The 24846-nt window shown below is 58.0% G+C and carries 25 protein-coding genes, 1 pseudogene and 1 riboswitch; of the genes and pseudogenes, 24 read left to right on the top strand and 2 right to left on the bottom strand.

Translation table 11 applies throughout. The features are described from left to right. Positions 1-236: 236 nt before the first annotated feature. Positions 237-614, top strand: coding sequence for a hypothetical protein (locus AC3WQH_RS09350; RefSeq protein ID WP_241752916.1), 378 nt, complete (start codon positions 237-239; stop codon positions 612-614). A 17-nt stretch (positions 615-631) separates the two neighbouring features. Here the strand turns inward: AC3WQH_RS09350 and AC3WQH_RS09345 are convergent. Continuing rightward, positions 632-1394: pseudogene (locus AC3WQH_RS09345) on the bottom strand (MFS transporter); the annotation flags it as partial. A 16-nt stretch (positions 1395-1410) separates the two neighbouring features. Continuing rightward, positions 1411-1830: a MarR family winged helix-turn-helix transcriptional regulator gene (locus AC3WQH_RS09340; RefSeq protein WP_005831982.1), complete on the bottom strand. Its 420-nt coding sequence runs from the start codon at positions 1828-1830 to the stop codon at positions 1411-1413. Between the two features lie 195 nt (positions 1831-2025). Beyond that, positions 2026-2245, top strand: a riboswitch (cobalamin riboswitch). A 283-nt stretch (positions 2246-2528) separates the two neighbouring features. Here AC3WQH_RS09340 and cobO point away from each other — a divergent pair. From cobO to AC3WQH_RS09225, 23 genes are all read left to right on the top strand, one after another. Beyond that, on the top strand, positions 2529-3068 hold the full coding sequence (cobO, locus tag AC3WQH_RS09335; protein WP_025847521.1) for a cob(I)yrinic acid a,c-diamide adenosyltransferase: 540 nt from the start codon (positions 2529-2531) through the stop codon (positions 3066-3068). Beyond that, positions 3068-4174 carry a threonine-phosphate decarboxylase CobD gene (cobD, locus tag AC3WQH_RS09330; protein WP_007785829.1) on the top strand — a complete coding sequence of 369 codons (1107 nt, stop codon included), beginning with the start codon at positions 3068-3070 and terminating at the stop codon, positions 4172-4174. Before cobO ends, cobD begins: the two co-directional genes overlap by 1 nt. Then, entirely contained in the window at positions 4171-4710 is a 540-nt protein-coding gene (gene cobU, locus AC3WQH_RS09325; RefSeq protein ID WP_025847518.1) for a bifunctional adenosylcobinamide kinase/adenosylcobinamide-phosphate guanylyltransferase, read from the top strand. Before cobD ends, cobU begins: the two co-directional genes overlap by 4 nt. Further along, positions 4707-5447: an adenosylcobinamide-GDP ribazoletransferase gene (cobS, locus tag AC3WQH_RS09320; protein WP_122952911.1), complete on the top strand. Its 741-nt coding sequence runs from the start codon at positions 4707-4709 to the stop codon at positions 5445-5447. The genes cobU and cobS overlap by 4 nt, the downstream gene beginning before the upstream one ends. Then, a complete protein-coding gene (locus AC3WQH_RS09315) occupies positions 5444-6067 on the top strand; it encodes a histidine phosphatase family protein (RefSeq protein ID WP_025847515.1) in 624 nt (207 codons plus the stop codon). Before cobS ends, AC3WQH_RS09315 begins: the two co-directional genes overlap by 4 nt. Beyond that, positions 6064-7023, top strand: coding sequence for an adenosylcobinamide-phosphate synthase CbiB (cbiB, locus tag AC3WQH_RS09310; RefSeq protein WP_492331997.1), 960 nt, complete (start codon positions 6064-6066; stop codon positions 7021-7023). Before AC3WQH_RS09315 ends, cbiB begins: the two co-directional genes overlap by 4 nt. Before the next feature lie 99 nt (positions 7024-7122). Next, entirely contained in the window at positions 7123-8904 is a 1782-nt protein-coding gene (gene cobJ / locus AC3WQH_RS09305; RefSeq protein ID WP_122952909.1) for a precorrin-3B C(17)-methyltransferase, read from the top strand. A 34-nt stretch (positions 8905-8938) separates the two neighbouring features. Next, positions 8939-9880 carry a sirohydrochlorin chelatase gene (locus AC3WQH_RS09300; RefSeq protein WP_005831998.1) on the top strand — a complete coding sequence of 314 codons (942 nt, stop codon included), beginning with the start codon at positions 8939-8941 and terminating at the stop codon, positions 9878-9880. Between the two features lie 13 nt (positions 9881-9893). Continuing rightward, positions 9894-10661 carry a precorrin-6A reductase gene (cobK, locus tag AC3WQH_RS09295; RefSeq protein ID WP_005832000.1) on the top strand — a complete coding sequence of 256 codons (768 nt, stop codon included), beginning with the start codon at positions 9894-9896 and terminating at the stop codon, positions 10659-10661. A 62-nt stretch (positions 10662-10723) separates the two neighbouring features. Next, positions 10724-11374, top strand: coding sequence for a precorrin-8X methylmutase (locus AC3WQH_RS09290; protein ID WP_025847506.1), 651 nt, complete (start codon positions 10724-10726; stop codon positions 11372-11374). Between the two features lie 5 nt (positions 11375-11379). Beyond that, positions 11380-12516, top strand: a complete 1137-nt coding sequence (locus AC3WQH_RS09285) for a cobalt-precorrin-5B (C(1))-methyltransferase (protein ID WP_007785812.1) — start codon at positions 11380-11382, stop codon at positions 12514-12516. After that, on the top strand, positions 12479-13708 hold the full coding sequence (gene cbiE / locus AC3WQH_RS09280; protein ID WP_492331996.1) for a precorrin-6y C5,15-methyltransferase (decarboxylating) subunit CbiE: 1230 nt from the start codon (positions 12479-12481) through the stop codon (positions 13706-13708). The genes AC3WQH_RS09285 and cbiE overlap by 38 nt, the downstream gene beginning before the upstream one ends. Then, a complete protein-coding gene (gene cobI / locus AC3WQH_RS09275) occupies positions 13705-14418 on the top strand; it encodes a precorrin-2 C(20)-methyltransferase (protein ID WP_005832006.1) in 714 nt (237 codons plus the stop codon). The genes cbiE and cobI overlap by 4 nt, the downstream gene beginning before the upstream one ends. After that, on the top strand, positions 14415-15194 hold the full coding sequence (gene cobM, locus AC3WQH_RS09270) for a precorrin-4 C(11)-methyltransferase (protein WP_005832008.1): 780 nt from the start codon (positions 14415-14417) through the stop codon (positions 15192-15194). The genes cobI and cobM overlap by 4 nt, the downstream gene beginning before the upstream one ends. Continuing rightward, positions 15191-16333, top strand: a complete 1143-nt coding sequence (locus AC3WQH_RS09265) for a cobalt-precorrin 5A hydrolase (RefSeq protein WP_492331995.1) — start codon at positions 15191-15193, stop codon at positions 16331-16333. The genes cobM and AC3WQH_RS09265 overlap by 4 nt, the downstream gene beginning before the upstream one ends. After that, entirely contained in the window at positions 16330-17706 is a 1377-nt protein-coding gene (locus tag AC3WQH_RS09260) for a cobyrinic acid a,c-diamide synthase CobB (protein WP_122952903.1), read from the top strand. Before AC3WQH_RS09265 ends, AC3WQH_RS09260 begins: the two co-directional genes overlap by 4 nt. Continuing rightward, positions 17699-19216, top strand: coding sequence for a cobyric acid synthase (locus AC3WQH_RS09255; protein WP_238504113.1), 1518 nt, complete (start codon positions 17699-17701; stop codon positions 19214-19216). The genes AC3WQH_RS09260 and AC3WQH_RS09255 overlap by 8 nt, the downstream gene beginning before the upstream one ends. Continuing rightward, positions 19213-20265, top strand: coding sequence for a nicotinate-nucleotide--dimethylbenzimidazole phosphoribosyltransferase (cobT, locus tag AC3WQH_RS09250; RefSeq protein WP_007785801.1), 1053 nt, complete (start codon positions 19213-19215; stop codon positions 20263-20265). The genes AC3WQH_RS09255 and cobT overlap by 4 nt, the downstream gene beginning before the upstream one ends. Next, positions 20262-21050 (top strand): uroporphyrinogen-III C-methyltransferase, encoded by a 789-nt coding sequence (cobA, locus tag AC3WQH_RS09245; RefSeq protein WP_310670346.1) that lies wholly within the window; start codon positions 20262-20264, stop codon positions 21048-21050. Before cobT ends, cobA begins: the two co-directional genes overlap by 4 nt. A gap of 90 nt (positions 21051-21140) precedes the next feature. Continuing rightward, positions 21141-21794: a precorrin-2 dehydrogenase/sirohydrochlorin ferrochelatase family protein gene (locus AC3WQH_RS09240; protein WP_007785799.1), complete on the top strand. Its 654-nt coding sequence runs from the start codon at positions 21141-21143 to the stop codon at positions 21792-21794. A gap of 188 nt (positions 21795-21982) precedes the next feature. Further along, positions 21983-23350, top strand: a complete 1368-nt coding sequence (locus AC3WQH_RS09235; RefSeq protein WP_005832021.1) for a YcdB/YcdC domain-containing protein — start codon at positions 21983-21985, stop codon at positions 23348-23350. Between the two features lie 250 nt (positions 23351-23600). Then, positions 23601-24293 carry a hypothetical protein gene (locus AC3WQH_RS09230; protein ID WP_025847483.1) on the top strand — a complete coding sequence of 231 codons (693 nt, stop codon included), beginning with the start codon at positions 23601-23603 and terminating at the stop codon, positions 24291-24293. Then, complete coding sequence (locus AC3WQH_RS09225; RefSeq protein ID WP_221843362.1) at positions 24283-24840, top strand: peroxiredoxin family protein; 558 nt, start codon at positions 24283-24285, stop codon at positions 24838-24840. Before AC3WQH_RS09230 ends, AC3WQH_RS09225 begins: the two co-directional genes overlap by 11 nt. The last annotated feature ends 6 nt before the right edge of the window (positions 24841-24846 follow it).

Here is a 24846-nt window from a genome sequence, read left to right as displayed (position 1 = left end):
TATGCACCTGTGATTGATGGTAACAGTCAATCAGCCTAAGATGCTATATGCACTGTCTTAGGAGGGGCAATGAGATGCCCTCATCTTGAAGGCTGTTCAAAACAGAAATGGACTGCGAACGCTTAGTCATTCAAGAATCCCACCCGTACACCGCAAGGTGGAAGGCTTGCGGCTTTAGCCGTGGGAGTCTCAACAGTCAGCCCTATTGCGATTTGCCCGAATGTTATGCGGGCTGGATGATACGCAAGGCTCCACAGTCGGGGGAAATTTTTGAACCGCAGACGGTGCAGGACAAGATCGACCTCGCTTCACGCTCTACGATCTGCATCCCGGTCATTCTCGATCTGGCGGAGCGAAAAGTGATCTGGACGGACATCGCGCTGCGCTCCCACCCCCGGTTTGTCAATAACGTAGAGGCGAACGGAGGCGGCGTGGAGTGGATGGGAAGGGCGCTCACCTCGCTGGTGAAGCCCACTCTCTATGAGCTGTTCACGCTTCATGCGCAAGCGAGAGGCACGCTGACTGACCGGGCGGATGAGGCGGACACGGTTTTCTCCATGGACGAGGGAATCACTCCGTTTGACCTGGGAATCATCATGGCGGACTTTTTGTAAGCTCGCTGGTTTCGTTAGGCAAAGGGAATGAGGTGCGTGTCCATTAAGCCGGTAGTGGTGAATCCGCAGATGAAAAACGGCAAAATCAGAAACCAGAAAGCTTTGGTTGGAAATATCCGCCTGACCGGTTGCCGGCTGGAAGGATGTATTTGTTGTCTTTCATCTGCAATCTGTGGCGACCTCCTATCGGTTGCAACCCCTTTTCGGCAGGATGATTCTTCAGAAGAAACATCATGACGGGAAATACCACGATCAGTAAAAAGAGACCCAATACCGCAACAGCCATTTTCCAGTCAAACCACTGCATGAAAAACAGTGAGGCAGGCACAACTACCATTTGGCCTACGCTAAAGCCAGCCTCTATTACTCCGAATGCGAGTCCACGCCTTTTATTGAACCAATTTGTGACCATAATGGTTGCGGCTACATTGGAGGCACCTCCAACACCAATGGAAGCGAAGACACCATAGAGAATAAACAATTGCCAGAGGGAAGTTACCCATTGCGTGAAAAAATGCTCAGACCAACCAGAAGTGTGCTGCCTAAGAGAATGGACCTGGCACCAAAGCGGTCAATCAACCTGCCTGCTATTGGTTGGGATATGCCATAAATGACAAAACTCAATGTGGAGATGAGAGAAATGGTACCTCGATCCGCGGCAAAGCCATTCTCCCAAGGTTCAATAAATGCTCCGAAAGAAAGTCTTGCTCCTTGCACAGCCAACAATGCGAAAAAGGTGACAAATAAAATGATCCACGCGTAATGCACTTTGCTCTTCACAGTCTCAACGCACTCCTTATGAGTTTAATCCCAATCTGGTCAGCATGTTTTTGAATAATTTCGCTTCTTCTTCACTGAATATGGACATCGCTTCTTGATTCACTTCGTCACTGATCTGATTCAGAGGTTGTTCCAATTCCTTGCCTCGCGGAGTCAGAAAAATCAAGTTCGTCCGGCGATCATTGGGATCGGAACGACGCTCGATGAGCCCCATATTTTGCAGTCGATCGAGCACCCCCGTGATGGTTGCTCCATCCAAGCGAAGCCGACTACCCAATTCCACACCTTTTTGGCCATCTTTTTCCCATAGCGCATGTAATAGAACAAACTGCACGGGAGTAATCCCGTACGGCGATAATTTGGCCTTTTCCATTTGCCAGATTTTTTGATACGCCTTCCCGAGAAGAAACCCATAGCAATCCTCAATCCGATCCATATGTACCTCCAAATATTTTATTGGAAATCGATGTAAGAATAAGATAACACGCACACAAAAGATTTGTGTACAAATAATTAGTTCACAAAACAAAGATCAATGCCCAGTATGTTCCTATCCGCAGCTTTTGCTTGAATCCCCGGTAGCATTTGCTATTATTAAAGCAAGTGCTTGTCATAGAAACGAACGACATTTGAATATGGTAGAAAAACAGGTCCTTGTTTTTCGCAAGCGATAGTTTGCGAATGCGAGGTTAAAAGGGAAGTTTGGTGAAAAGCCAACGCGGTCCCGCCACTGTAAAAGAGGAGCTCTTCTTCTTGGCAACGGCGCCATCCACTGCACGCCAGCGTGCGGGAAGGAGGAAGAAGAGCGAAGATCCTTGAGCCAGGAGACCTGCCTGTTTTGATGTCCACTGATTTCCTTCGGGTCAAAGGATGAGGTGAGGATTGTTGCAGTCGGCTATCCGCGCTTTGTTTTCCTTGGAGGTTTGGGGAAACAAGGCGTTTTTTTGTACGCGGAAAGCGAAACAGGAAGCAAATCGGCAAACTCTTCACTTTTTCAGTCAGGTAAATAACGAGGCTATGGAAAACATTTGAAATAGGCAACGGAGCCTAAACTGCATTTTTGGAGCGCTGTGCCTCCGAAAATTATTAGGGATGGGCAACGGGGCCTACAGTTTATTTTGGGGGTGGGCGTACTTGAGCAACAAGCGGGGCCTGTTTTTGGTCTACACCGGAGACGGCAAAGGAAAGACAACAGCCGCGGTGGGGCTGGCTGTGCGCGCGACTGGACGAGGCAAAAAGGTCATCATGATCCAGTTCATCAAGTCGCCGGAGCGCACGTACGGAGAGAAAATCATCTTCGACAAGCTGGGCATCGAAATCGTGCAAAAAGGCGTAGGCTTCACCTGGACGAAGACGCCGGAGGAGCATCGCGCGGCGCTGCAGGAAGCGTGGGCGTTCGCCCGGGAAAAGCTCGCTTCGGGCGAGTACGATGTCGTCATTCTCGACGAGCTGAACAATGCGCTGGCGATCGACCGTTTTCCGATTGCGGACGTGCTGCCGCTCGCGGACGTTTTGGAAGCGATTCAAAACAGGCCGAGCCATGTGCATCTGGTCGTGACGGGGCGGAGCGCCAAGCAGGAAATCATCGACATGGCCGATCTCGTGACAGAGATGAAGCAGATCAAGCATTACTACGATGAAGGAATACCAGCGGTGCTGGGGGTAGAGTTTTGATGAACGTACTGGAAGCGTACGGCCACGGCGGAGATTTGCTGACGGCAGCGGACCGCTTTGGGATGGAGCCGGGCCAATTCCTTGATTTCAGTGCCAATATTAACCCGCTGGGCATGCCGGACAGCGTGCGCGAGATGCTTTTGGCCTCGCTGTCTGCCGTGCTGCGTTACCCGGACCCTGGGCATCGCCAGTTTCGCCGGGCGTTGGCGCAGCGGTTGCAGTTGCCAAAGGAATGGCTTTTGCCTGCGAACGGAGCGGCAGAAGCGATGGCGCTCGCGATTCTCGGGCTGCAGCCGCAAACAGTCGGCGTGATTTATCCTTGCTTTTCGGAATATGCAGAGCTTTCCGAGCAGTTTGGCGCAACCGTCATCGGCTGCTACGGAAAAGAAGAGAACGGCTACAAGGCCGACAGCGCCGAGCTGTACCGTCTGTTCGAACAGGCTGATCTGGTGTTTGTCGGCTCGCCGAACAATCCGACTGGCATCTTGTATGAGCCACAGGAGCTGTTGCAGATGGCGGACTGGACGGCCCAGACCGATACGTGGCTGGTCGTGGACGAGGCGTTTCTCGATTTTGTGGAAGAAAGCCGCCAGTTTACGCTGGCAAGTCGGCTGGAGCGCTTTCCCCGCGTCATTTTGCTGCGGTCGATGACGAAAATGTACGCGATCCCCGGCTTGCGTCTCGGATACGCGATCGCCCAGCCTGACGCGATTGCGAAAATGCGCGCGAAGCAGGTGAGCTGGAGCGTGAATGCGCTTGCGCTTTTGGCGGGGGAGCTGTGCTTGCAAGAGCATGAGTACGAGCGGCGGACACGCAGCCTGGTCGCCAGGGAGCGCGCTGGCCTGGTCGCGTTTATTCGCGGGGAGCTGGGCTGGAAGGTCTGGCCGGGGGAGGCGAACTTTTTGCTGCTTCGCTCGCCGGAGGGCTTGCCAGCCGCACAACTGCAAGAGCGGCTCGGCAAAAAAGGCGTGCTGATTCGCAGTTGCGCCATGTATCCCGGATTGACGGCGCATGACGTGCGCATCGCCGTTCGCGGGCCAGAAGACAATGCGCGCTTGATCGCGGCCTTGCGCGAGGTACACAGCGAAGGGAGCGGGGAGCGATGAGTCTTGTGCTGGTGACAGGCGGCGTGCGCTCGGGAAAAAGCCGCTTTGCGGAAGAACTGGCGCAACAGGCCGGAGAGCGCGTCCTGTACGTGGCGACGGGTCAGGCGTGGGACGAGGAAATGCGGCAGCGGATCGAGCGGCACAAGGAGCGGCGGCCGAAGCAGTGGGGCAGCGTGGAGGTCGGCGAGCGGCTGTGCGACTACGAGCCTGCTAGCACACCTTACGACGTCGTGCTGATCGATTGCCTGTCGACGTGGGTGAGCAATCGGCTGATGAGCGTCGAGGAAGCAGAGTGGCGAAGCGAGGCGCACACAGAGGCGCTGCTTGCGGAGGCAGAGGCGTGGCTGGGGCTTGTCCAGCGCTCCCCGCAAAAAGTGATTGCGGTCACGAGCGAGGTCGGGCTGGGCGGTGTCGCCATGAATCGGCTCGGCCGCTGGTTCGCAGACGCGCTGGGCGACGTCAACCAGCGGGCTGCGCGTCAGGCAGAGACGGTCTACGCGGTCATGGCCGGAATCCCGTGGAGGATCAAAGGATGAATGCATTTTGGCACGCGATCGCCTTTTTCACCCGGATTCCGGTTCCGTGGCTGCGCCCGTCCGACGAGGCGTGGAAAAAAAGCGTCAACTGGTATCCGGCAGTCGGGCTGGTCATAGGTATTTTGCTATGGGGAGTCCACCAGACGGGGCTTGTGCTCTTTAGCCCGTGGCTGTCCGCCGTGCTGACGCTCGCTGTCTGGGTGTACATCACAGGCGGACTGCATCTGGACGGCTGGATGGATTTGGCGGACGGACTGGGAAGCAGCCGGCCAAAAGAGCAAGTGCTCGCGATCATGAAAGATAGCCGCGTGGGCGCGATGGGGGTTTTAGCCGCGATCTTGCTACTTTTACTCAAGGCAGGGGCCGTCGCGGAGCTTGCGCATCCTGGCTGGGGTGTGCTCCTCGTATTCGTTCCTGCCATAGCGCGGACACATGTGCTGCTGTCGATTCGGCTGTGGCCGTATTTATCGCAGGAAAAAGGGATCGGCAAAGGCATCAGTGCAGGGCTGTCGCCTGTCGCCATCGCCGCCGGATACATCGTTCTCGCCGCGGCTGGCTGGTTCGCTGGAGGTTTGCAGGTCGTCGCGGCAATGGTCGTCTCGCTTTTGTTCGTGCTGTTGTTTTCCCGCTCGGTCGCCCGCAAGCTCGGCGGCCTGAACGGAGACTGCTACGGAGCAGCTATCGAGAGCGGCGAGGCGGTCATGCTGCTCGTACTGGTCGGGAGCTGGTGGACATGAAGTTGATCTGGATACGGCACGGGGAGACAGACAGCAATCGGGAGCGCAAATATCTCGGGCATAGCGACATTCCATTGAACGAAAAGGGGGAGCAGCAGGCGCGCGAGCTGGCGCGGCAATTGTCGCAGCAACTAAAACGGCCTGTCGCTCTGTACGCAAGCGATTTGCTCCGCTGCACGCAAACGGCCCGGCCGCTGGCAGACGAGTGGGGGCTGCCGATCATTTCCGTCCCGGCTTTGCGCGAGCTGTCGTTTGGCGACTGGGAGCTTTTGACCTACGAGGAGCTGATGCGCTCGGATGCCGAGCGGGCTGCCCGCTGGTACGACGACCCGTATCGCTGCAGTCCGCCGAATGGCGAGAGCTTGCAGGAACTGGGGCACCGGGTGGACGGCTGGCTGCGCAAGCTTTTGGAGCAGCGGCAAGCGGCTGCGGACGAGACTACGGTTTGCGTCGCGCACGGGGGAGTGATTCGCTGGTTTCAGGCGGTTTGGCTGGAAAACGACCCTAAGCGATATTGGCACGTAGATGGCGTAGGGCACGGAGAGGCCCTGCTGGCGCAATGGGACGGGCGACGCTGGCGAAGACTACGGCTGGAAGGCTTAAAGAGAGGGACAACATGACGGAAGTATGGATATTGTGCGCGGCATACGTGATTGACCGGGTGGTCGGCGACCCGCGCAGCCTGCCGCATCCGGTGGTCATGATCGGCTGGTGGATTACGCGGCTGGAACGGGTCATTCGCGCGGCAGTCAAGCGGGAATCGCAACTGAAGCTGGCTGGCGTCCTGTTCCCGCTGTTGATCGTCACAGGCAGCTACGCGGTCGTCTGGCTGCTGTTATGGGGAGCGGCGTTCATTCATCCGCTGCTCTCGTGGGTGTTGAGCGCGTGGCTCATCTCCACGACGATTGCCACAAAAGGACTCGCGGACGCGGGACTGGAGATCGCCCGCCACCTGCTCGCCGGGGACATGGCAGCGGCGAGGCGCTCTCTGTCGATGGTGGTCGGCCGCGATACGGATCAACTGGACGAACCGGAGATTTGCCGGGGGGCCGTGGAGACGGTGGCGGAAAACATCGTCGATGCGATCGTTTCCCCGCTGATCTATGCCGCGATTGGCGGCGCGCCGCTGGCGATGGCGTACCGGGCAGCCAACACGCTGGACTCGATGGTCGGCTACAAAAACGAAATGTACAAAAATCTCGGCTGGGCGTCCGCCCGCTTCGACGACGCGATGAACTACATACCCGCCCGGCTGACGGCATTGCTGTTGGTAATCGCAAGCGGGCTGCAGCGGCTGGATTGGCGACAGTGCTGGGCGATGATTCGCCGGGACGCGCATCTGCACCCGAGCCCGAACAGCGGGCTGCCGGAAGCGGGAGTGGCTGGCGCGCTGGGCGTGCAACTTGGCGGGCTCAACTACTACCAGGGAGTGCCTTCCAACCGGGCGCGGCTCGGGGATGCGCATCGGCCGTTGGCTGCGGCGGATATTATGGCGACGATTCGGCTGATGTATCTCACCTCCTTGCTGTGCCTGCTCGTGTGCCTGGCGATTGCGGCTGCCATTGCTTTTATATAGGGCGGCACTTGAAACGAAGCGTAAGACAACGGAAGAAATGAGAACGAACGAGATAACGGCTGCCTGCGACACGCAGGCAATGGAAAGGGGAGGGGCCGTATGAGCGGCAAGTTGTTTGTGATCGGGTTTGGCCCAGGAAGTTTTGAGCATATCACCAAGCGGGCGCGGGAGGCACTGCAAGAGTCGGACGTCATTATCGGCTATTCGACTTACGTGGATTTGATCCGCGGACTTTTGACCAACCAGGAGATCGTCAGCACCGGGATGACGGAGGAAGTGACGCGTGCGCGCGAGGCGGTGCGTCAGGCGGAGGAAGAAGGCAAAAAAGTAGCGGTCATCTCCAGCGGCGACTCCGGGGTCTACGGGATGGCGGGACTGGTCTACGAGGTGCTGGTGGAAAAAGGCTGGACAGAAGCGACAGGCGTTCCGATCGAAATCGTGCCGGGCATCTCGGCGATCAACTCCTGTGGCGCGATCCTCGGTGCTCCGATTATGCACGACGCCTGCACGATCAGCTTAAGCGACCACTTGACGCCGTGGGAGCTGATTGCCAAACGGATTGACGCAGCCGGGATGGCCGACTTTGTCATTGCGCTGTACAACCCGCGCAGCGGCAGGCGGACGCGGCAGATCGTCGAGGCGCAGCGCATCCTGCTGCAATACCGCTCGCCAGATACCCCTGTCGGTATTGTGAAGAGTGCCTACCGCGAGCGCGAGACGGTTGTCGTGACGACGCTTGCGCAAATGCTCGAGCACGACATCGGCATGCTGACGACGGTCATTATCGGGAACTCTTCGACGTTTGTCTACGATGGCAAAATGATTACGCCGCGCGGCTATCAGCGCAAGTACACGCTGTCTGCGGATGAGCAGCCGCTGAAGCCGCACCAGCGCCTGCGCGTGGAAAACGAACCGTGGTCGCTCGAAGCAAGCGGCGAAAGCGTCAACGCCTCTGCGGCCAAGCCAGCCGAGCCTGCGAGCGAGCGCCCTGTGCTGGCTGGGGAAGCTGCGAAGCCAACGGCGCCGGAAGCGGCGTTTTCCGGCACGGCGACCAGTACGGCTGTTCTGGAAGCGCCGCCAGTCGAGCAAAAGCTGGAGACAGCGAAGCCCGAAGCAGAGCGTCCGCCATTCGAATGGGCGATGCAGGCGCTGAATGCGATCCATGCAGCCAAAGGCATCGAAACGACGCCTGCCACAGCAAGCAACGTGCGTCCAGCCTCGGCGTTTCAGCCGGAAATGATTTTCGAATTTGCGGTCAGTCCAGGCGTCGCCAACAAAAAAATTACGCCGCAGCAAATGATGGCCATTGCCGAGGTGGCGGGTGAAAAGGGCGAGATCGAATACACGCCGCACCACCAGATGATTTTGCGCGTGCCGACTGCCGACCCTGACAGCATTACAGGCCGACTGCGCGAGCTTGGGCTGATCCTCAGTCCGATCGGAGACGTGCTGCAGGTAAAAGCGTGCGATTTTTGCGATGGCGAGAAAAAAGACAGCATCCCGTATGCGGAGGAGCTGCACCGAAGACTGGGCGGAAAAGAAATGCCGAAGGAGCTGAAAATCGGCTTCAACGGCTGCGGAATGGCCTGCTACGGAGCGGTTCAGGAAGATATCGGAATCGTGTTCCGCAAAGGCAAGTTCGACCTGTTCCTGGGCGCGAAAACAGTCGGGCGCAATGCGCACTCCGGCATTCCGGTCGCGGAAGGCATCGACAAGGAGGATATCGTGCCGATTGTCGAGCGAATCGTGAATCGATTCAAAAAAGAGGCATTTCCGAATGAACGCTTCCACAAGTTTTTCCAACGGGTAGGCGAACTGGAAGGCTACGCCTGGTACGAACCGGCCAAGGCGGAAATCGAGAACGCCGCTTGCGGAGATTGATCGGTTGTTCGAACAAATACGAGGGGGAAACGAAATGGACGCGGTATTATTTGTAGGACACGGGAGCAAGGACCCGGAAGGCAACGAAGAAATCCGGCAGTTTGTCGCTTCGCTTGCGCCAGAGCTGGATGTGCCGATCATCGAGACGTGCTTTCTGGAGTTTGCGCGCCCAGACATGCTGCAAGGCTTGAATACGTGCGTCGCTCGCGGCGCTACGCGGGTGGCGGTCATTCCGATCATCCTGTTCTCTGCGGGACACGCGAAAATCCACATTCCGGCGGCAATCGACGAGGCGAAGGAGCTGCATCCGCACGTGCAGTTCATCTACGGCCGTCCGATCGGCATTCACGAGGAAGTCATCAACATCCTGTCTACACGGATGGCGGAAGCGGGCTTTGCCTCCGGCGAAGACCACGACGACCTGGCAGTGCTCGTGATCGGGCGCGGCAGCAGCGACGCGGACGCCAACAGCGATATTTACAAAATGTCCCGCCTGTTCTGGGAGCGCTACAAGGCGCGCTGGGTAGAGACGGCTTTCATGGGCGTGACCTATCCGCTCTACGACGAGGGCGTGGAGCGCTGCCTGAAGCTCGGCGCGAAGCGGATCGTGCTCTTGCCGTACTTCCTGTTTACCGGCGTGCTGATTAAGCGGATGAGCGATCAACTGGAAAGGTTCCGCCAGCAATACCCGGAAGCTCAGTTTGAGATGGCTGAGTATTTCGGCTTCCACCCGCTGTTAAAAGAAGTGATGAAGGACCGGATCGAGGAAGCGCTGCACGGGGAAGTGAAGCTGAACTGCGACACCTGTCAGTACAGGCTGGCAGCGATGGAGCACATCGACCATCACCACCACCATCACGACGACGAGCACGGTCATGGTCACCATCACCATCATCACCACCATGGTCATCATCACGATCATGACCACGACCATGACCACAAGCATGAGCATAAACACGACCACGTAACGAAGTAGGAGGAGACACAGCATGATTCTGGTACTGGCTGGAACGAGCGACGCCCGCGAATTGGCCCTGTTAATCAAGGAAAACGGCTACGACCTGCTGACGACGGTCGTAACGGACAACGCTGCGAAAAGCATGGAAGAGGCAGGCGTGCCTGTCCAGGTCGGACGCTTGAGCGCGGACGACATCCAGCAGTTGATCCGGGAAAAAGGCGTGCGGTGCGTGGTAGACGCAAGCCACCCTTTTGCCGAGGAAGCCTCGAAAAACGCCATGGCTGGCGCGCAGGGCGCAGGTGTGCCGTACATCCGCTACGAGCGGGAAAGCCTCGCTGCGCCAGGCAGCGAAAAGCTGATCGTCGTCGAGGATTACGTGCAGGCGGCTGAGCTTGCCGCTGAAAAGCGCGGGGTCATCATGCTGACGACAGGCAGCAAGACGCTGAAAACGTTCACGGATCGCCTCTTGGGCCTGCCGGATACGACTTTGGTCGCCCGGATGCTGCCGCGCCTCGACAACATGCAAAAATGCGAGGAGCTCGGCGTGGAGCAAAAAAACATCGTCGCGATGCAAGGGCCTTTTTCCAAGGAGCTGAACAAAGCGCTCTACGCCCACTACGGCGTGACGCTGATGATTACGAAGGAGAGCGGCAAGGTCGGCGCTTTTGACGAAAAGGTGGAAGCGGCGCTGGAAATGGGCATCGAAACCATCGTCATCGGCCGGCCGAAAATCGACTACGGGACCAAGTTTTCCGATTACGAAAGCGTGCTGAACCAGCTCAAAGCGGTCGTTCTATAAGCGCCAGGCCGTGTGCATGCAATGAGCACCTACCCCAAACAACTGACTGGAGGAAACCAACCATGGATTTCAAGACGGAATTCAAGCCTTTGACTGTACAACCGCAAGAGATCGAGGACATGAGCTTTCAGATCATTACCGATGAGCTGGGCGAGCATCCTTTTACCGCCGAACAATTTCCTGTCGTGCAGCGCGTCATCCACGCTTCCGCAGACTTTGACCTCGGACGCAGTCTCGTCTTCCACCCGGATGCTGTCCAATCCGGTATTCAGGCGATCCGCAGCGGCAAAATCGTCGTCGCGGACGTGCAAATGGTTCAGGTCGGCATCAGCAAAAACCGGATCGAGAAGTTCGGCGGCCAAGTGAAGGTGTACATCTCCGACCGCGACGTCATGGAAGAAGCGAAACGCCTCAACACGACGCGCGCGATCATTTCCATGCGCAAAGCGGTGAAGGAAGCAGACGGCGGCATTTTCTGCATCGGCAACGCGCCGACAGCGCTCCTGGAGCTGATCCGCATGGTCAAGGAAGGCGAAGCGAAGCCAGGTCTTGTGATCGGGATGCCAGTCGGCTTCGTCTCTGCGGCAGAGTCCAAGGAAGAGCTGGCGAAGCTCGATATTCCGTTCATTACGAACATCGGGCGCAAAGGCGGAAGCCCTGTGACAGTAGCTGCATTGAATGCCATTTCCATCATGGCGGAACGGTTGGGATAAAAGAGATGGCAGCCAAAGCAGCGTCGGACGAAAAAGAGGCAAAACCCCTCCGCCACGGCTATACAACGGGAGCATGCGCAACGGCGACGACCAAGGCTGCTTTGATCGCGCTGATTACCCAGGAGCCGCAGTCAGAGGCGACCATCCGCCTGCCGATAGGCGAGGACGTGACGTTTCGGATGGAGAGCTGCGAATTTTCGCCGGAAAAAGCGACGGCGGGCACGATCAAGGACGGCGGCGACGACCCGGATGCGACCCACGGTGCGCTGATTCTCTCCACCGTGGAATGGTCCGATGAGCCTGGCATTATACTGGACGGCGGCGTTGGTGTCGGTCGGGTGACCAAGCCAGGGCTGCCTGTTCCGATCGGAGAAGCGGCGATTAACCCCGTCCCGCGCAAAATGATTCGGGAAACCGCGCAGGCGGTGCTCGATGAGTACGGGACAAAGCGCGGAATCAAAATCGTGATCTCTGTGCCAGCGGGCGAGGAAATCGCCAAAAAAACATTGAATGGACGACTCGGCATACTCGGCGGCATCTCTATTTTGGGGACGCGCGGAATCGTGGTGCCGTTTTCCACTTCTGCCTACAAAGCGAGCGTGGCGCAAGCGATCAACGTCGCCAAGGAGGCGGGCTGCGACCACATCGTCCTGTCCACGGGCGGCAAGAGCGAATCGTTCGGGATTGCCACCTACCCGGAGCTGTCCGAGGAAGCGTTCGTGGAAATGGGAGACTTTGTCGGTTTTGCGCTCAAGCAATGCAAGAACCGAAACATGCGCAAGGTGACCTTGGTTGGAATGATGGGCAAGTTTTCCAAAGTGGCGCAGGGCGTCATGATGGTCCACTCGAAAAGCGCCCCTGTCGACTTCGGCTTTCTCGCCCAGATGGCAGAAGAGGCGGGCGCGCCGCAGGAGCGGACCCGCGAGATACTCACCGCGAACACGGCCTCGCAGGTTGGCGATCTGATGGCAGATACGCCTGCTTTTTTCGAGATCATGTGCGCGAACTGTTGCCGGGCAGCACTGAAGGAAGTGGGCGGCGGTATGGAGGTAGAAACCATCATCATTACTATGAAAGGGTCCCTGTTGGGAAGGGTGACGATCAATGACACAAGCGATGAAAGTGATCGGGATCGGGGATGACGGACAGCAAAGCCTGCTGCCGTTGTACCGGACCTGGATTGAAGAGAGCGAGCTTCTGGTCGGCGGAGAGCGGCATCTGGGCTTTTTTCCGGCGTACAAAGGGGAAAAACGGGTGCTGAAAGGCGGCTTGTCCGCGATGGTGGAGGAGCTGCGCTCCGAGACGCGCAAGACGGTCATTCTCGCTTCGGGCGATCCGCTCTTTTACGGGATCGGCAGCTTGCTGGCGAAAAAGCTGAACGTGGAAATTTACCCGCACCTAAGCTCCATTCAGCTCGCTTTCGCCAAAATGGGCGAGGCGTGGCAGGATGCGGCGCTCGTCAGCGTGCACGGCCGCAGTATCAAGGGACTGGCGCAGCGCATCGACGGGAAGGAAAAGGTCGCGCTGCTCACCGACCGGGAAAACTCGCCAGCGGCTATCGCCCGTTATTTGCTGTCGTTTCAGATGACCGAATACGAGGCGTTCGTGGCCGAGAACCTGGGCAGCGCCGAGGAGCGGACGGGCTGGTACACGCTGGAGGAAATGGAAGATGGCGTCTTTTCCGATCTGAATGTCGTGATTTTGAAAAAACGCCGTCCAGGCCCGGTCTGGCCGTTTGGAATCGCAGACGAAGAGTTTTCCCAGCGCAAGCCGGACAAAGGATTGATTACGAAAAAAGAAGTGCGTATTGTAAGCATCGCCCAACTGCAACTGCACATAAAAAGCATCGTCTGGGACATCGGCACGTGCACAGGCTCTGTCGCCATCGAGGCGGCGCGGATCGCGCGGGAAGGCGAAGTGTACGGCGTGGAGAAAAACGCGGACGATTTGGAAAACTGCCGCCAGAACATGGCGAAGTTTCGCACGGATTTGACCGTTGTGCATGCGCGCGCGCCGCAAGGACTGGACGAGTTCCCGGACCCGGATGCCGTGTTCATCGGCGGCAGCGGAGGGGAATTGCGCGAGCTTTTGCATATTTGCTGCACGCGTCTGCGTCCGGGCGGCCGAATCGTGGTCAACGCCGCGACAATCGAGACGCTGTACGAAGCGACGCAAGCTTTTGCAGACGAAGGCTTTGAAACATCGGTGACATTGGCGCAGTTGTCGCGCAGCAAGCCGATTTTGTCTCTGACGCGGTTTGAGGCGTTGAATCCGATCTACATCATCACGGCCTGGGCCAAACAGACAGAGGAACAAGGGGGAGACAGCAAGTGAGCAAGATCGGAACATTGTACGGGCTGGGCGTAGGTCCAGGCGACCCGGAGCTGATTACTGTCAAGGCATTCCGCCTGTTGCAGCAATCTCCGGTGATCGCGTACCCGAAAAAGCGGATGGGCAGCAAAAGCTACGCGCACCAAATCGCCGAGCTGTACGTGCAGCAGTCAGAAAAAGAAATGCTCGGACTGGTGTTCCCGATGACGCGGGACAAGGAAATTTTGGAGCGCGAGTGGAACAAAACGGTGGAAATCGTCTGGGAGCGTCTGTCCGAGGGAAAAGACGTCGCGTTCGTGACGGAAGGCGATCCGATGTTTTACAGCACGTTTATCCACATGATGCGGGTGATGCACGACGAGCACCCGGAAGTGCCTGTGGTGACCGTGCCGGGCGTATCCTCGTTTCTCGGAGCAGCTTCGCGCTTCAACCTGCCGCTTGCGGACGGCGACGAGCAGATCGGAATTATTCCGGCGACAGAAGACCGGGAAGCGATGCGCAAAGCGCTTGAGAACCACGATACCGTCGTGTTTTTGAAAGTAGCGAAAGTGCTGCCGATGATTATCAGTTTGCTGAAAGAAATGGGACTCGCAGACAAAGCCGCCGTCGCGACAAAGGTCACCTCTTCCGAAGAGATGGTCTGGACGGACATGCGCGAGCTGGAGCGGGCAGAGCTTGGCTATCTTACACTGATGGTGGTGAAAAAGGGATGAAACTGTACATAGTGGGAGCGGGTCCCGGCGACCCTGACTTGATTACCGTAAAAGGCTTGAAGCTTTTGCAAAAGGCAGACGTGATTTTGTACACCGACTCGCTCGTCAACGAAGAGCTGGTGGCGCTCGGCAACCCTGACGCTGAGGTGCTGCACAGCTCCGGCATGGCCTTGGAAGAAATGGTGGCGCTGATGGTGGACCGGATTCGCAAAGGCAAAACGGTCGTGCGCCTGCATACGGGCGATCCGTCTGTGTACGGGGCGATCATGGAGCAGATCGCGCTGTTGAAGGCAGAAGGCATCGAGGTGGAAATCGTGCCGGGCGTAAGCTCTGTGTTTGCGGCGGCAGCGGCGGTCGGTGCGGAGCTGACGATTCCCGAGCTGACCCAGACGCTGATCCTCACCCGCGCGGAAGGACGCACGCCTGTGCCAGACAGGGAAAAGCTGCGCTCACTCGCGGAGCATCATTGCACGCTGGCTCTGTACCTCAGCGCGACTTTGACGAAAAAAGTGGTGCGCGAGCTGATCGAGGCGGGCTGGAGCGAGGATACGCCCGTCGCTGTCGTGCAGCGGGCGAGCTGGCCGGATCAGTTGATCGTGCGCACGACCTTGAAAAACCTGGACGAAGACATGGGCAAAAACGGCATTCGCAAGCACGCGATGATTTTGGCCGGCTGGGCTTTGGACCCGGACATTCACGAAAAAAGCGAGCAATACCGTTCCAGGCTGTACGATAAAACCTTCACGCACGGGTACAGAAAAGGTGTGAAAGAATGATAATCGAACTGGTCGAAGGAGAAATTCCTGTCATCCGTCAGCAGGGCGATTACGCGATTGTCGCCATCACGAAGCACGGGGTCGAGATGGCCCGCGATCTGGCGCAAAAATTTCCCGGGACAGACCTGTACTACATGAGCAAGTTCGCGCGCGGGGATGAGGAAGCGCGCGGCATCCAGCTTTTTTCCAACAGCGTGCGGATGCTGTTTCCGGCGCTGTGGCCTGTGTACAAAGGGCTGATTGTCATCATTTCGCTCGGGGCGGTCGTGCGCATGATCGCGCCGCTGCTCGAAGACAAAAAGAAAGACCCGGGCGTCGTTGTCGTCGACGACCGGGGGGAGAACGTCATCAGCGTGCTGTCCGGCCATCTGGGCGGGGCCAATGAGCTGGCCCGCGAAGTGGCGGCGGTCATGGGCGCCCGCCCGATCATCACGACCGCGTCCGACGTGCAGAAGACGATTCCGGTCGATTTGTTCGGTCGCCGTTTTGGCTGGGAGTGGGACTCTGCCGACAAGCTGACGCCTGTGAGCGCCTCGGTCGTCAACGAGGAACACGTAGCGGTCGTCAACGAATCCGGCGAACGCGACTGGTGGATGCACGACACGCCGATGCCGCCGTCGATCAAGGAGTATGCGAGCATCGCCGAAGCACAGGCTGCCAAGCCGCACGCGGCCCTCGTCGTAACTCACCGCCTGCTTGCGCCGGAGGAACAGACGATTTTGGACAACGGCGTCCTGTATCGCCCCAAGGTGATCGTGTTGGGGATGGGCTGCAACCGGGGAACGTCTGCGGAGGAGATCGAGGCGGTCATCCGCGAGACGCTGGACGAGCTGCAATTTTCGCTCAAGAGCGTCAAGGCGCTGGCTACCATCGAGCTGAAAAAAGACGAGGCCGGGTTGATCGCCGTATGCGAGAAATACGGCTGGCCGTTCGTCTGGTACTCGCCACAGGAGCTGAACCAGGTGGAAATCAGCGAGCCGTCCGAGACGGTGTTCAAGTTTACGGGAGCGTACGGGGTGAGCGAGCCTGCGGCCAAGCTGTACGCAGGCGTCGACGAGCTGGTGCTGACCAAGAAAAAGTCGGGCAACGTCACCATTTCGGTCGCCCTGATGCCCTATCAAAAGGAGGAACGCGCATGACGGACAGCCGCCGGATCGTCATTGCCGGAACAGGCAGCGGAGCGGGGAAAACGACGGTAACCATCGGGCTGATGGCTGCCCTGATCCGCAAAGGCTACAGGGTGCAAGGCTTCAAGTGCGGTCCTGACTACATCGACCCGACCTACCATACCGCGGTGACGGGCAGAGCGTCGCGCAATCTGGACAGCTTCATGCTGGAGTACGACGTCGTGAAGGAGATTTTTGTCCGGGGAAGCGAAGGTGCGGATATTTCAATCATCGAAGGCGTCATGGGCATGTACGACGGCAAGGAAGCGACCAGCGACAAGGGCAGCACGGCCGAAATCAGCACGTTGACCGGATCGCCTGTGTTGCTCGTCGTCAACTGCCAGAGCATGGCGCGCAGTGCGGCTGCGATTGTAAAAGGATTCCAGTTGCTCAATCCGCAGACGAAAATCGTCGGCGTGATCGCGAACAAGGTCGGCAGCGAAGGCCACCACAAAATCGTCAAGGCCGCGATTGAGCAGGAGTGCGGGATTCCGGTCGTCGGCTACCTGAAGCGGGAAAACGAGCTGGAAATTCCCGAGCGCCATCTGGGACTTGTGCCGTCCGTGGAGCGCGGCGAGCTGGCGCCGCTGTTTGCCAAGCTGGCTGACCTGATCGGGGAGACGGTAGACCTGGACCTGGTCTGGGAGCTGGCCAAAGCCGAGCCGCTGCAAGTGGAGCCGAAGCTGTTCGCACCGCGCGAGGCGGCTTTCGACGTCACGATTGCCGTAGCGAAAGACCCGGCGTTCCATTTTTACTATCCGGAAAATCTGGAGTTGCTGCAAGCGTACGGCGCGAAGCTGATCTTTTTCTCGCCGCTTGCGGGGGAGGGCGTACCGGAAGCAGCGGACGGCTTGTACATCGGGGGAGGCTTTCCAGAGGAGTTTGCCGCCGAGCTGTCGCAAAACGAGGCGGTGAAGGAATCGTTCCGCCAGGCGGTCGAAAAAGGCTTGCCGACCTTGGCCGAGTGCGGCGGATTCATGTTTTTGACCGAGGCGATTGTGACGACAGACGGGGAGAGCTATCCGATGGTCGGACTCATCCCCGGCAAGGTGACGATGCAAAAAAAATGGGCGGCGCTCGGCTATCGCGAGGTGCGCGGCAAGGAGGGCAACTTCCTGATCGGTCCAGAGGAACAGGCAAAAGGCCACGAGTTCCACTATTCGACCTATGCCACCGACGAGCAGCTCCCTGCGGCCTACGAGACAAAAGGGCTGCGCGGCACCAAGCCGGAGGGCTTTGCCAGGGACAATCTCGTCGCGGGGTACACGCATTTGCATTTCGGCTCCAACCCGGCGCTGGTGAAGCGCTGGCTCGGTTTGTGCGCGGAGGTGGCCTCCCGTGCCTAAAGCGCTCCCGCTGATGATTCAGGGAACCAGCTCCGATGCCGGAAAAAGCGCGATCGCGACAGCGCTCTGCCGCATTTTTGCCCAGGACGGCTACAAAACGGCGCCGTTCAAGTCGCAAAACATGGCGCTCAATTCCTATGTGACGCTGGACGGAAAAGAAATCGGGCGGGCACAGGGCGTTCAGGCGGAGGCGGCGGGCATTCTCGCCACGACCGACATGAATCCGATCCTCATCAAGCCGACGCGGGATTCGGAGTCGCAGATCGTGGTGAACGGCGAGCCGTACGCCAACATGAAGGCGATGGCGTATCGGACGGATTTTTACGAAGAAGGACTGCGGATTATCCGGGAGGCGTACCAGCGGCTCGCTGCCGCTTACGAGCGCATCGTCATCGAAGGAGCAGGCAGTCCGGCGGAGATCAACCTGAACGACCGCGAGTTGGTCAACATGCGGGTTGCCCGCCTGACGAACGCTCCGGTCATTTTGGTGGCGGACATTGAGCGCGGCGGCGTGTTTGCCAGCCTCGTCGGCACACTGCAACTGCTTGAACCCAAGGACCGCGACCGGGTGATTGGCGTCATCATCAATCGTTTTCGCGGCGATCTGACGCTGTTGCAGCCAGGTCTGGACTGGTTCGAGCAGTACACAGGCAAGCCTGTGCTTGGCGTGGTGCCGTTTATTCCCGACTTGTGGATCGATGCGGAGGATTCGCTCATTTTGCACCGCTACCAGGGCCAGCGGGAGACGCCGCGCGAGCTGGATATTGCCGTCTTGCGCTACCCGCGCATCTCGAATTTTACGGATGTCGACCCGTTTTTTGTGGAGCCGGACTGCCGTCTGCGCTTTGTGACCCGGCTGGAAGAGTTGGGCGAGCCGGACCTGATCGTGCTGCCCGGCAGCAAAAATACGTTGGAAGACTTGCAATTTTTGCGCGAGACGGGACTGGCCGAGGCGGTGAAAAAGCTGCATCTGCAAGGCAAGTCGTACGTGGTCGGCCTGTGCGGCGGCTATCAGATGCTCGGCGAGTCGATTCTGGACCCGGCTTGTGTGGAGTCGCCGCTGCAACAGCTTGACGGGCTGGGCCTGATTCCGATGGTGACGACGATGGAGCAGAAGAAAACGACGGTGCTGTCCCGCGGGGAAGCCACATTCGCCGGAGAACAGCTTACGCTCGAAGGCTACGAGATTCACATGGGCCAATCCGTTTATGCCAAGAGCGAATGTCCTTTTATTCAGATGGGAGAGCGGGCAGAAGGCTACTGTCACGAGGAACGCCGGCTGATCGGGACGTATTTTCACGGACTGTTCCACAACGACCGCTTCCGCACGCTCTTGCTGAACGCGATTCGCGCGAAAAAAGGGCTTGCGCCGATCACAGAGCGCCCATCTTTCGTGGCGCTTCGCGAGCAGGGCTACGATCTCTTGGCGGATACGGTACGCCGTCATGTGCGGTTGGATGCGATTGAAGAACAGATGAAGGCTTATCAGGAAAAAGAGGTGCGTAGATGATGGCAGGCTTGGAAAAGCGATTTCCGGCGATTGCGCCGCGAAACCAGGAAGCGAGTGAGCAAACGAGACAGCATGTGGATCAACTGACAAAGCCGCTGGGCAGTCTGGGACGTCTGGAGGAGCTGGCCGTCGAGCTGGCCGCGATGACGGGCGAGACGTTTCCGGTCGTCACGCCGCCGGGCGTACTCGTTTTTGCCGCCGATCACGGGGTGGCCGCAGAAGGAGTGTCGGCCTACCCGCAAGAGGTGACGGCGCAAATGCTCTTGAATCTGGTGAACGGCGGCGCGGGCATCAACGTTTTCGCACGGCAAATCGGCGCGATGCAAAAGTTCGTCGATGTCGGCGTGGCAGTCGAGGTCGAGGCGCCAGGCGTCATCAACAGAAGAATCAGGGCAGGCTCGGGCAACATGCTGAAGGAAGCCGCCATGTCCGCTGACGAAGCGCAGCGCACGCTCGCGGTCGGCATCGAGCTGGCAGAGCAGATTATCGACGAAGGCGCCAAGGTGCTGATCGTCGGAGAAGTAGGAATCGGCAACACGACGGCGAGCAGCGCAATCCTGTCTGCCTTGACCGGGGCGGACCCGGACGAGATCGTCGGCCGCGGCACAGGACTGGACGATGCGGGCTGGCAGCGCAAAAAAGCGGTCGTTCGCGAAGCGCTCGCCCTGCATCGCCCGGATGCCAACGAACCGCTGGACGTCCTGGCAAAAGTGGGCGGGTTGGAGATCGGGGCGATGGCAGGCGCGATGATCGGCGCGGCTTCGCGGCGCGTTCCGGTGCTCTTGGACGGCTTTATCGCCACCGTGGCGGCACTGCTGGCCGTGCGGCTTGCGCCTGCGGTCGCAGACTACCTGATTGCCGGGCATCGCTCCCAGGAGCCGGGGCACGCTTTTGTGCTGAACGTACTCGGCAAACAGCCGCTGCTCGACTTAAACCTGCGACTTGGCGAAGGCAGCGGAGCGGCCGTTGCGTTTTCGATCGTCGAGGCGTCGTCGCGAATGGTTCGGGAGATGGCGACATTCGCATCGGCGGGGGTCAGCGACCGATGAGCGGCGCAGGCAAAGTGTATCTCGTCGGCGCAGGCCCAGGCGACCCGAAGCTGATTACCGTAAAAGGTCTGGAATGTCTGCAAAAGGCAGACGTAGTCGTCTATGATCGGCTGGCGAATCCGGCTTTGCTCGCGCATGCGCCCGAGACAGCGGAGCGCATCTACTGCGGCAAGCTCCCCGATCATCACACGATGCGGCAGGAGTCGATCAATGAGGTGCTGGCCGCAAAGGCGCTGGAAGGCAAAGTCGTCGTGCGGCTGAAAGGCGGCGATCCGTGCGTCTTTGGCCGCGCGGGAGAGGAAGCGGAGTATCTGGCTACGCGCGGCGTCGCGTTTGAAATCGTGCCGGGCGTGACGGCAGGAATCGCCGCTTCGGCGTACGCGGGCATCCCGGTGACGCATCGCGATCACGGCTCGTCGTTTGCCGTGGTGACGGGGCATTTGCGCGAGGACAAACCGGAGCTGGCCGTGGAAAAATGGCGGGCGCTGGCAGGCGGGATCGACACGGTTGCTTTTTACATGGGCGTCGCCAACCTGCCGCTCATCCGCACGCAGTTGATGAAGCACGGCCGCGATCCGAAGACGCCCGTCGCCGTCATCTCCTGGGGGACGCTGCCAAAGCAGGCTGTCGTCACAGGCACGTTGGCGGATATCGAGGAGCGCTTGGCAGAAAATAGCCATATCACCAATCCGGCGATCATTCTCGTCGGAGACGTCGTGAAAATGCGGGAAAAGATTAACTGGTTCGAGGCTTCGCTCGGTCTGAACGAGGGGATTCCCGGGTAAGCCAGGGCAGGCGAGGCGGGCAAGCGGATGAGGCGGTCGGAGGAGCCATCCGCTTGGTTGCCTGAAACATTTTGGGAGGAGGGATGCCGGATGCGGCCGTATGCCATGATGGTCAACCTGGAAAACAAACGCTGCGCAGTCGTCGGCGGCGGGCAAGTCGCGGAGCGGAAAATCGCCAGTCTGCTTGCCGCTGGGGCAGCCGTCAGCGTCGTGAGTCCCTCCTGCACAGCGTTGATCCGCGAATGGGAGCAAGCTGGCAAGCTGACGCTCCGGCTGCGCCCGTTCGTCCCCGATGACGTCGCGGACGCCGTGCTCGTCATCGCGGCGACCAGCGATCCGGCTGTCAACCTGGCCGTCTACGAGGCGTGCGGGCCGCAGCAGTGGATCAACGTGGCAGACCGTCCCGACCTGTGCTCGTTTACGGTTCCGTCCGTAGTCGAGCGCGGCGACCTGACCGTTGCCATCTCCACCGGAGGAAACAACCCGGGCCTGGCGAAAAAAATGCGCAGCCAACTGGAAGCGTGGATCGGGCCGGAGTACGAGGACTACACGCTCTTCTTGGGCAAAATGCGCCGCCGCGTACTCGCGCTGGATGAGCTTCGCCCGGCAAACAAACGCGCCATTTTGGCAGAGCTGTTGGACGACCGCTTTTTGCACTGGACCCGAAGCGGGGAGATCGAGCGGAGGGACCGGGAGGCAGAGGCGGTTGTCGCGGGATGGCTGGAAAGACAAGAAGAAACATGAACGGAAACAACCTGAGCCTGTTCAGCATATGGGCTTGGGTTATTTTTTTGTGAAAAAGATGACTGCATCCTGAAATGCTCTTTTATGGTAAAATTTAGTATATGAAGCTATCGGCGCATCCAATTTTCATTCAAGCTCCCATGAGATGTACCGGGACGAGCGATAAACAGGAGTAGGAGAAGATAATTATGAGGCATACTGGCAGAAAAAGATTTTGGAAACGAATGTCGATTCTCACGCTTTTATCCGTATTTGCAGTGGGCAGTTTCGCAGGTGTGAGTCAACAGGTACACGCAGTTGAGCAAAAATCCGCAAAGCTTCTTTCAGAACAACAGGCTGTAGAAGCGGCGAAGAAATGGATGGATATCCCCGCAGGCTACCAATATTCTTACGGATTATACTTCGAACCGTACGAAGAGGACAAGACACCGTACGGAGCATGGTTTCTCGCCTGGCATCACCCAGACGGTTCGTTCATTTCGTATAAAATTCATCCTGTCTCAAGCCGCCTGTTGAGCTACGATCGTTACGACAATGACACTAAACCCGCTGGCACTGCTCCCCCGATTCAAAAGCAAATGGCCCGTGAGAGAGCGTTGCAGTTTCTTGCAAAATTCGTTCCCTCAGAGGAGCGGGCAAAGCTGATGGAGCCAGAGGAATGTACATATACGAGATACGGTTCGCCAAGATATGGAATTAAATTTAAACGTGTTGAAAACAGCATTCCTTTCAAAAACAATTCGATTGACGTAGTTTTGGGAGGAGACGGAAAGCTTCTCCACTTCGTGCGGCACTGGTATGAGGGAGAGGTGCCCGACGCAAGCAAGATCATGGCAGAAAAGGCAGCGCGGGAACTTCTGGAGCAAAATGCGGAGCCGACCTTGTACTATAGGGAAACGCCTGATAACTTGCAAGGGAAATACAAGCAAAAATATATGTTAGTCTATGATTATTTGCGGGGCGACCCCCAATTCGTCGATGCGATCTCAGGTGTGATGGTGGACAAGTATGGAACCTTGGCAAAGCCGAAGCAACCGATCAAGAGCCTGAAAGATTTGCCGCTTGTAGCTGCTCCGAAAGAGGGAAACGGGATAAAAGGAACGTTTACTCTGGAGCAGGCGAAGGCCGCGGCAATTCATTTTTTACAAACCACACTCAAAGATCAACTAGATCATGTCTATCTGGAACCGGAGATTATACCGAGATCGGCTGATTGGAAAGATTACAGTTTCAAATTTAGCTGGTTGCATAAAGGGACTCTGGTTGACTACGCTACATTTGAAGTAAGGGTCAATCCGGACACCGCAGAAAGTCATTTTCGGGGAGAACATCCTCTCCCGCCTGTGATTGATGACAACAACGCGCAGAGAGTGGATGTGGCCACAGCGAAAAAAACGGAGCAGACGGTGAAAAAATCGCTTGAACTTTTCTACTTCCAGTCAAATCAATATGACGATGAGGCCAAGGAACCAAAAGCGTTGCTTCTGTACCGTTTCGTCCATGAGCCGGGCTTCGTCGACGGACATACCGGAAAATGGATCAGCCTTTCGGACTGAGCAGAAAACAAATAAGCAGCGGTGTCATCTGAAAAAACGCCACTTGATGAGGGTGGTGTTTTTCATTTGGGGATGATTCCTGCCCTGCTGCACGCGAAACTGCGCCGAACTCGTGCAGCAGGCACAGCCAAGTCGCCCATGCAACACAAATTTCCCCGGAGCATTCCATTATTCCCCTTTTCCTGATATGGTGATAGATGGTATGCAACCCCTTCAAGCGCAAGCCATCTTTTCCAAGGAGGAAACAGCTTTGTCGGACGCCTTTCAGATCGGTCCCTTTTTGTTGAAAATGAGCACGCTGGCCGTGATCGTGTCCATCGCCAGCGGCTTTCTTGCGATTACGTTTTTGTTTCCAAAAGAGAGGGCGACAAGAGTTGCCATCACAGAGCTGCTGAGCAACGCGGTCGTTCTCGCCTTTCTCGTCTGGAAGCTCAGCTATGCGCTGTTTCATCTGGAGCAAATGCTGCAAAATCCTTCGTCGATCCTCTACTTCTCCGGGGGCGAGAGCGGAGCGTGGCTGGCAGCCGTGGCGGTTGCGGTCTATCTCGTGGTGACGGTGCGCAAAAAAGCTTTGCCGGTCCAGCTCGTGGCCTGGGCGATGGCGACCGGCTTTTTGGCTGCGGCTGGCGTGCACCATCTGCTGACGGCTTTGCTGGAAAAAGGCGGCGTGTGGTACCATGGCCAGCAGCTCGTGCTCTGTCTGTTGTTCCTCGGCTGGCTGCAACGTGTGCGAGAAGCACTCACCGAGCTGCCTGCCTGGCTTGCGCCGCTCATGTGGTATGCGATCGGGCAGGTCTACGTGCTGTTTTACTTCGAGCCTCGCCAAGCGGTGCTGCTGGGACTTTCTGCGGAGCAGCTCGCTTATTACGGCTGCGCCCTGCTGCTGCTGTTTTTGTCCAGGCGCGCCACCCAAGCGAAAGGAGAGGCGTTGGATGAAGCGTAATCACATATGGGCGGTTGTCGTGCTGGTCGCCTTGCTGGCGTGGGGTGTCGTGGATGCATACGTCCTTGACACAGGAGCGGAAAATGCGGCGACAAGCGAGCCGGGCAGCGTGCCGATCGGGTTGAAAAAAGGCAACCTGGCGCCAGACTTTGAGCTGCGGCAGCTCGGTGGCGGCAAGGTGAAGCTGTCCGATTTGCGCGGAAAAAAAGTCATCGTCAACTTGTGGGCGACCTGGTGTCCGCCGTGTCGGGCGGAAATCCCGGACATGCAGCGGTTTTACGAAGCAAACAAGGCGAACGGTGTCGTCATCCTGGGCGTCAACCTGACAACAACGGAGACGAAGCCAGAAGATGTCGAAGCGTTTGTCCAGGCGTACGGCATGACTTTTCCCGTGCTGCTCGATGACGAAAAGCACGTATCCGGCGCGTACAAAGCCATTTCCATTCCGACCACTTTCCTCATCGACAGCAATGGCGTGATCCGCGAAAAGTACATCGGCCCGATGAGCTACGAATGGATGGAAAAGACGCTGGCGGGGATGCAGTAAAGTGAG

Source organism: Brevibacillus sp. FW301-21C12A, assembly GCF_058788915.1.
Note: the sequence above shows the minus strand (reverse complement) of the source record. Positions and strands in the feature narration are given on the sequence as shown.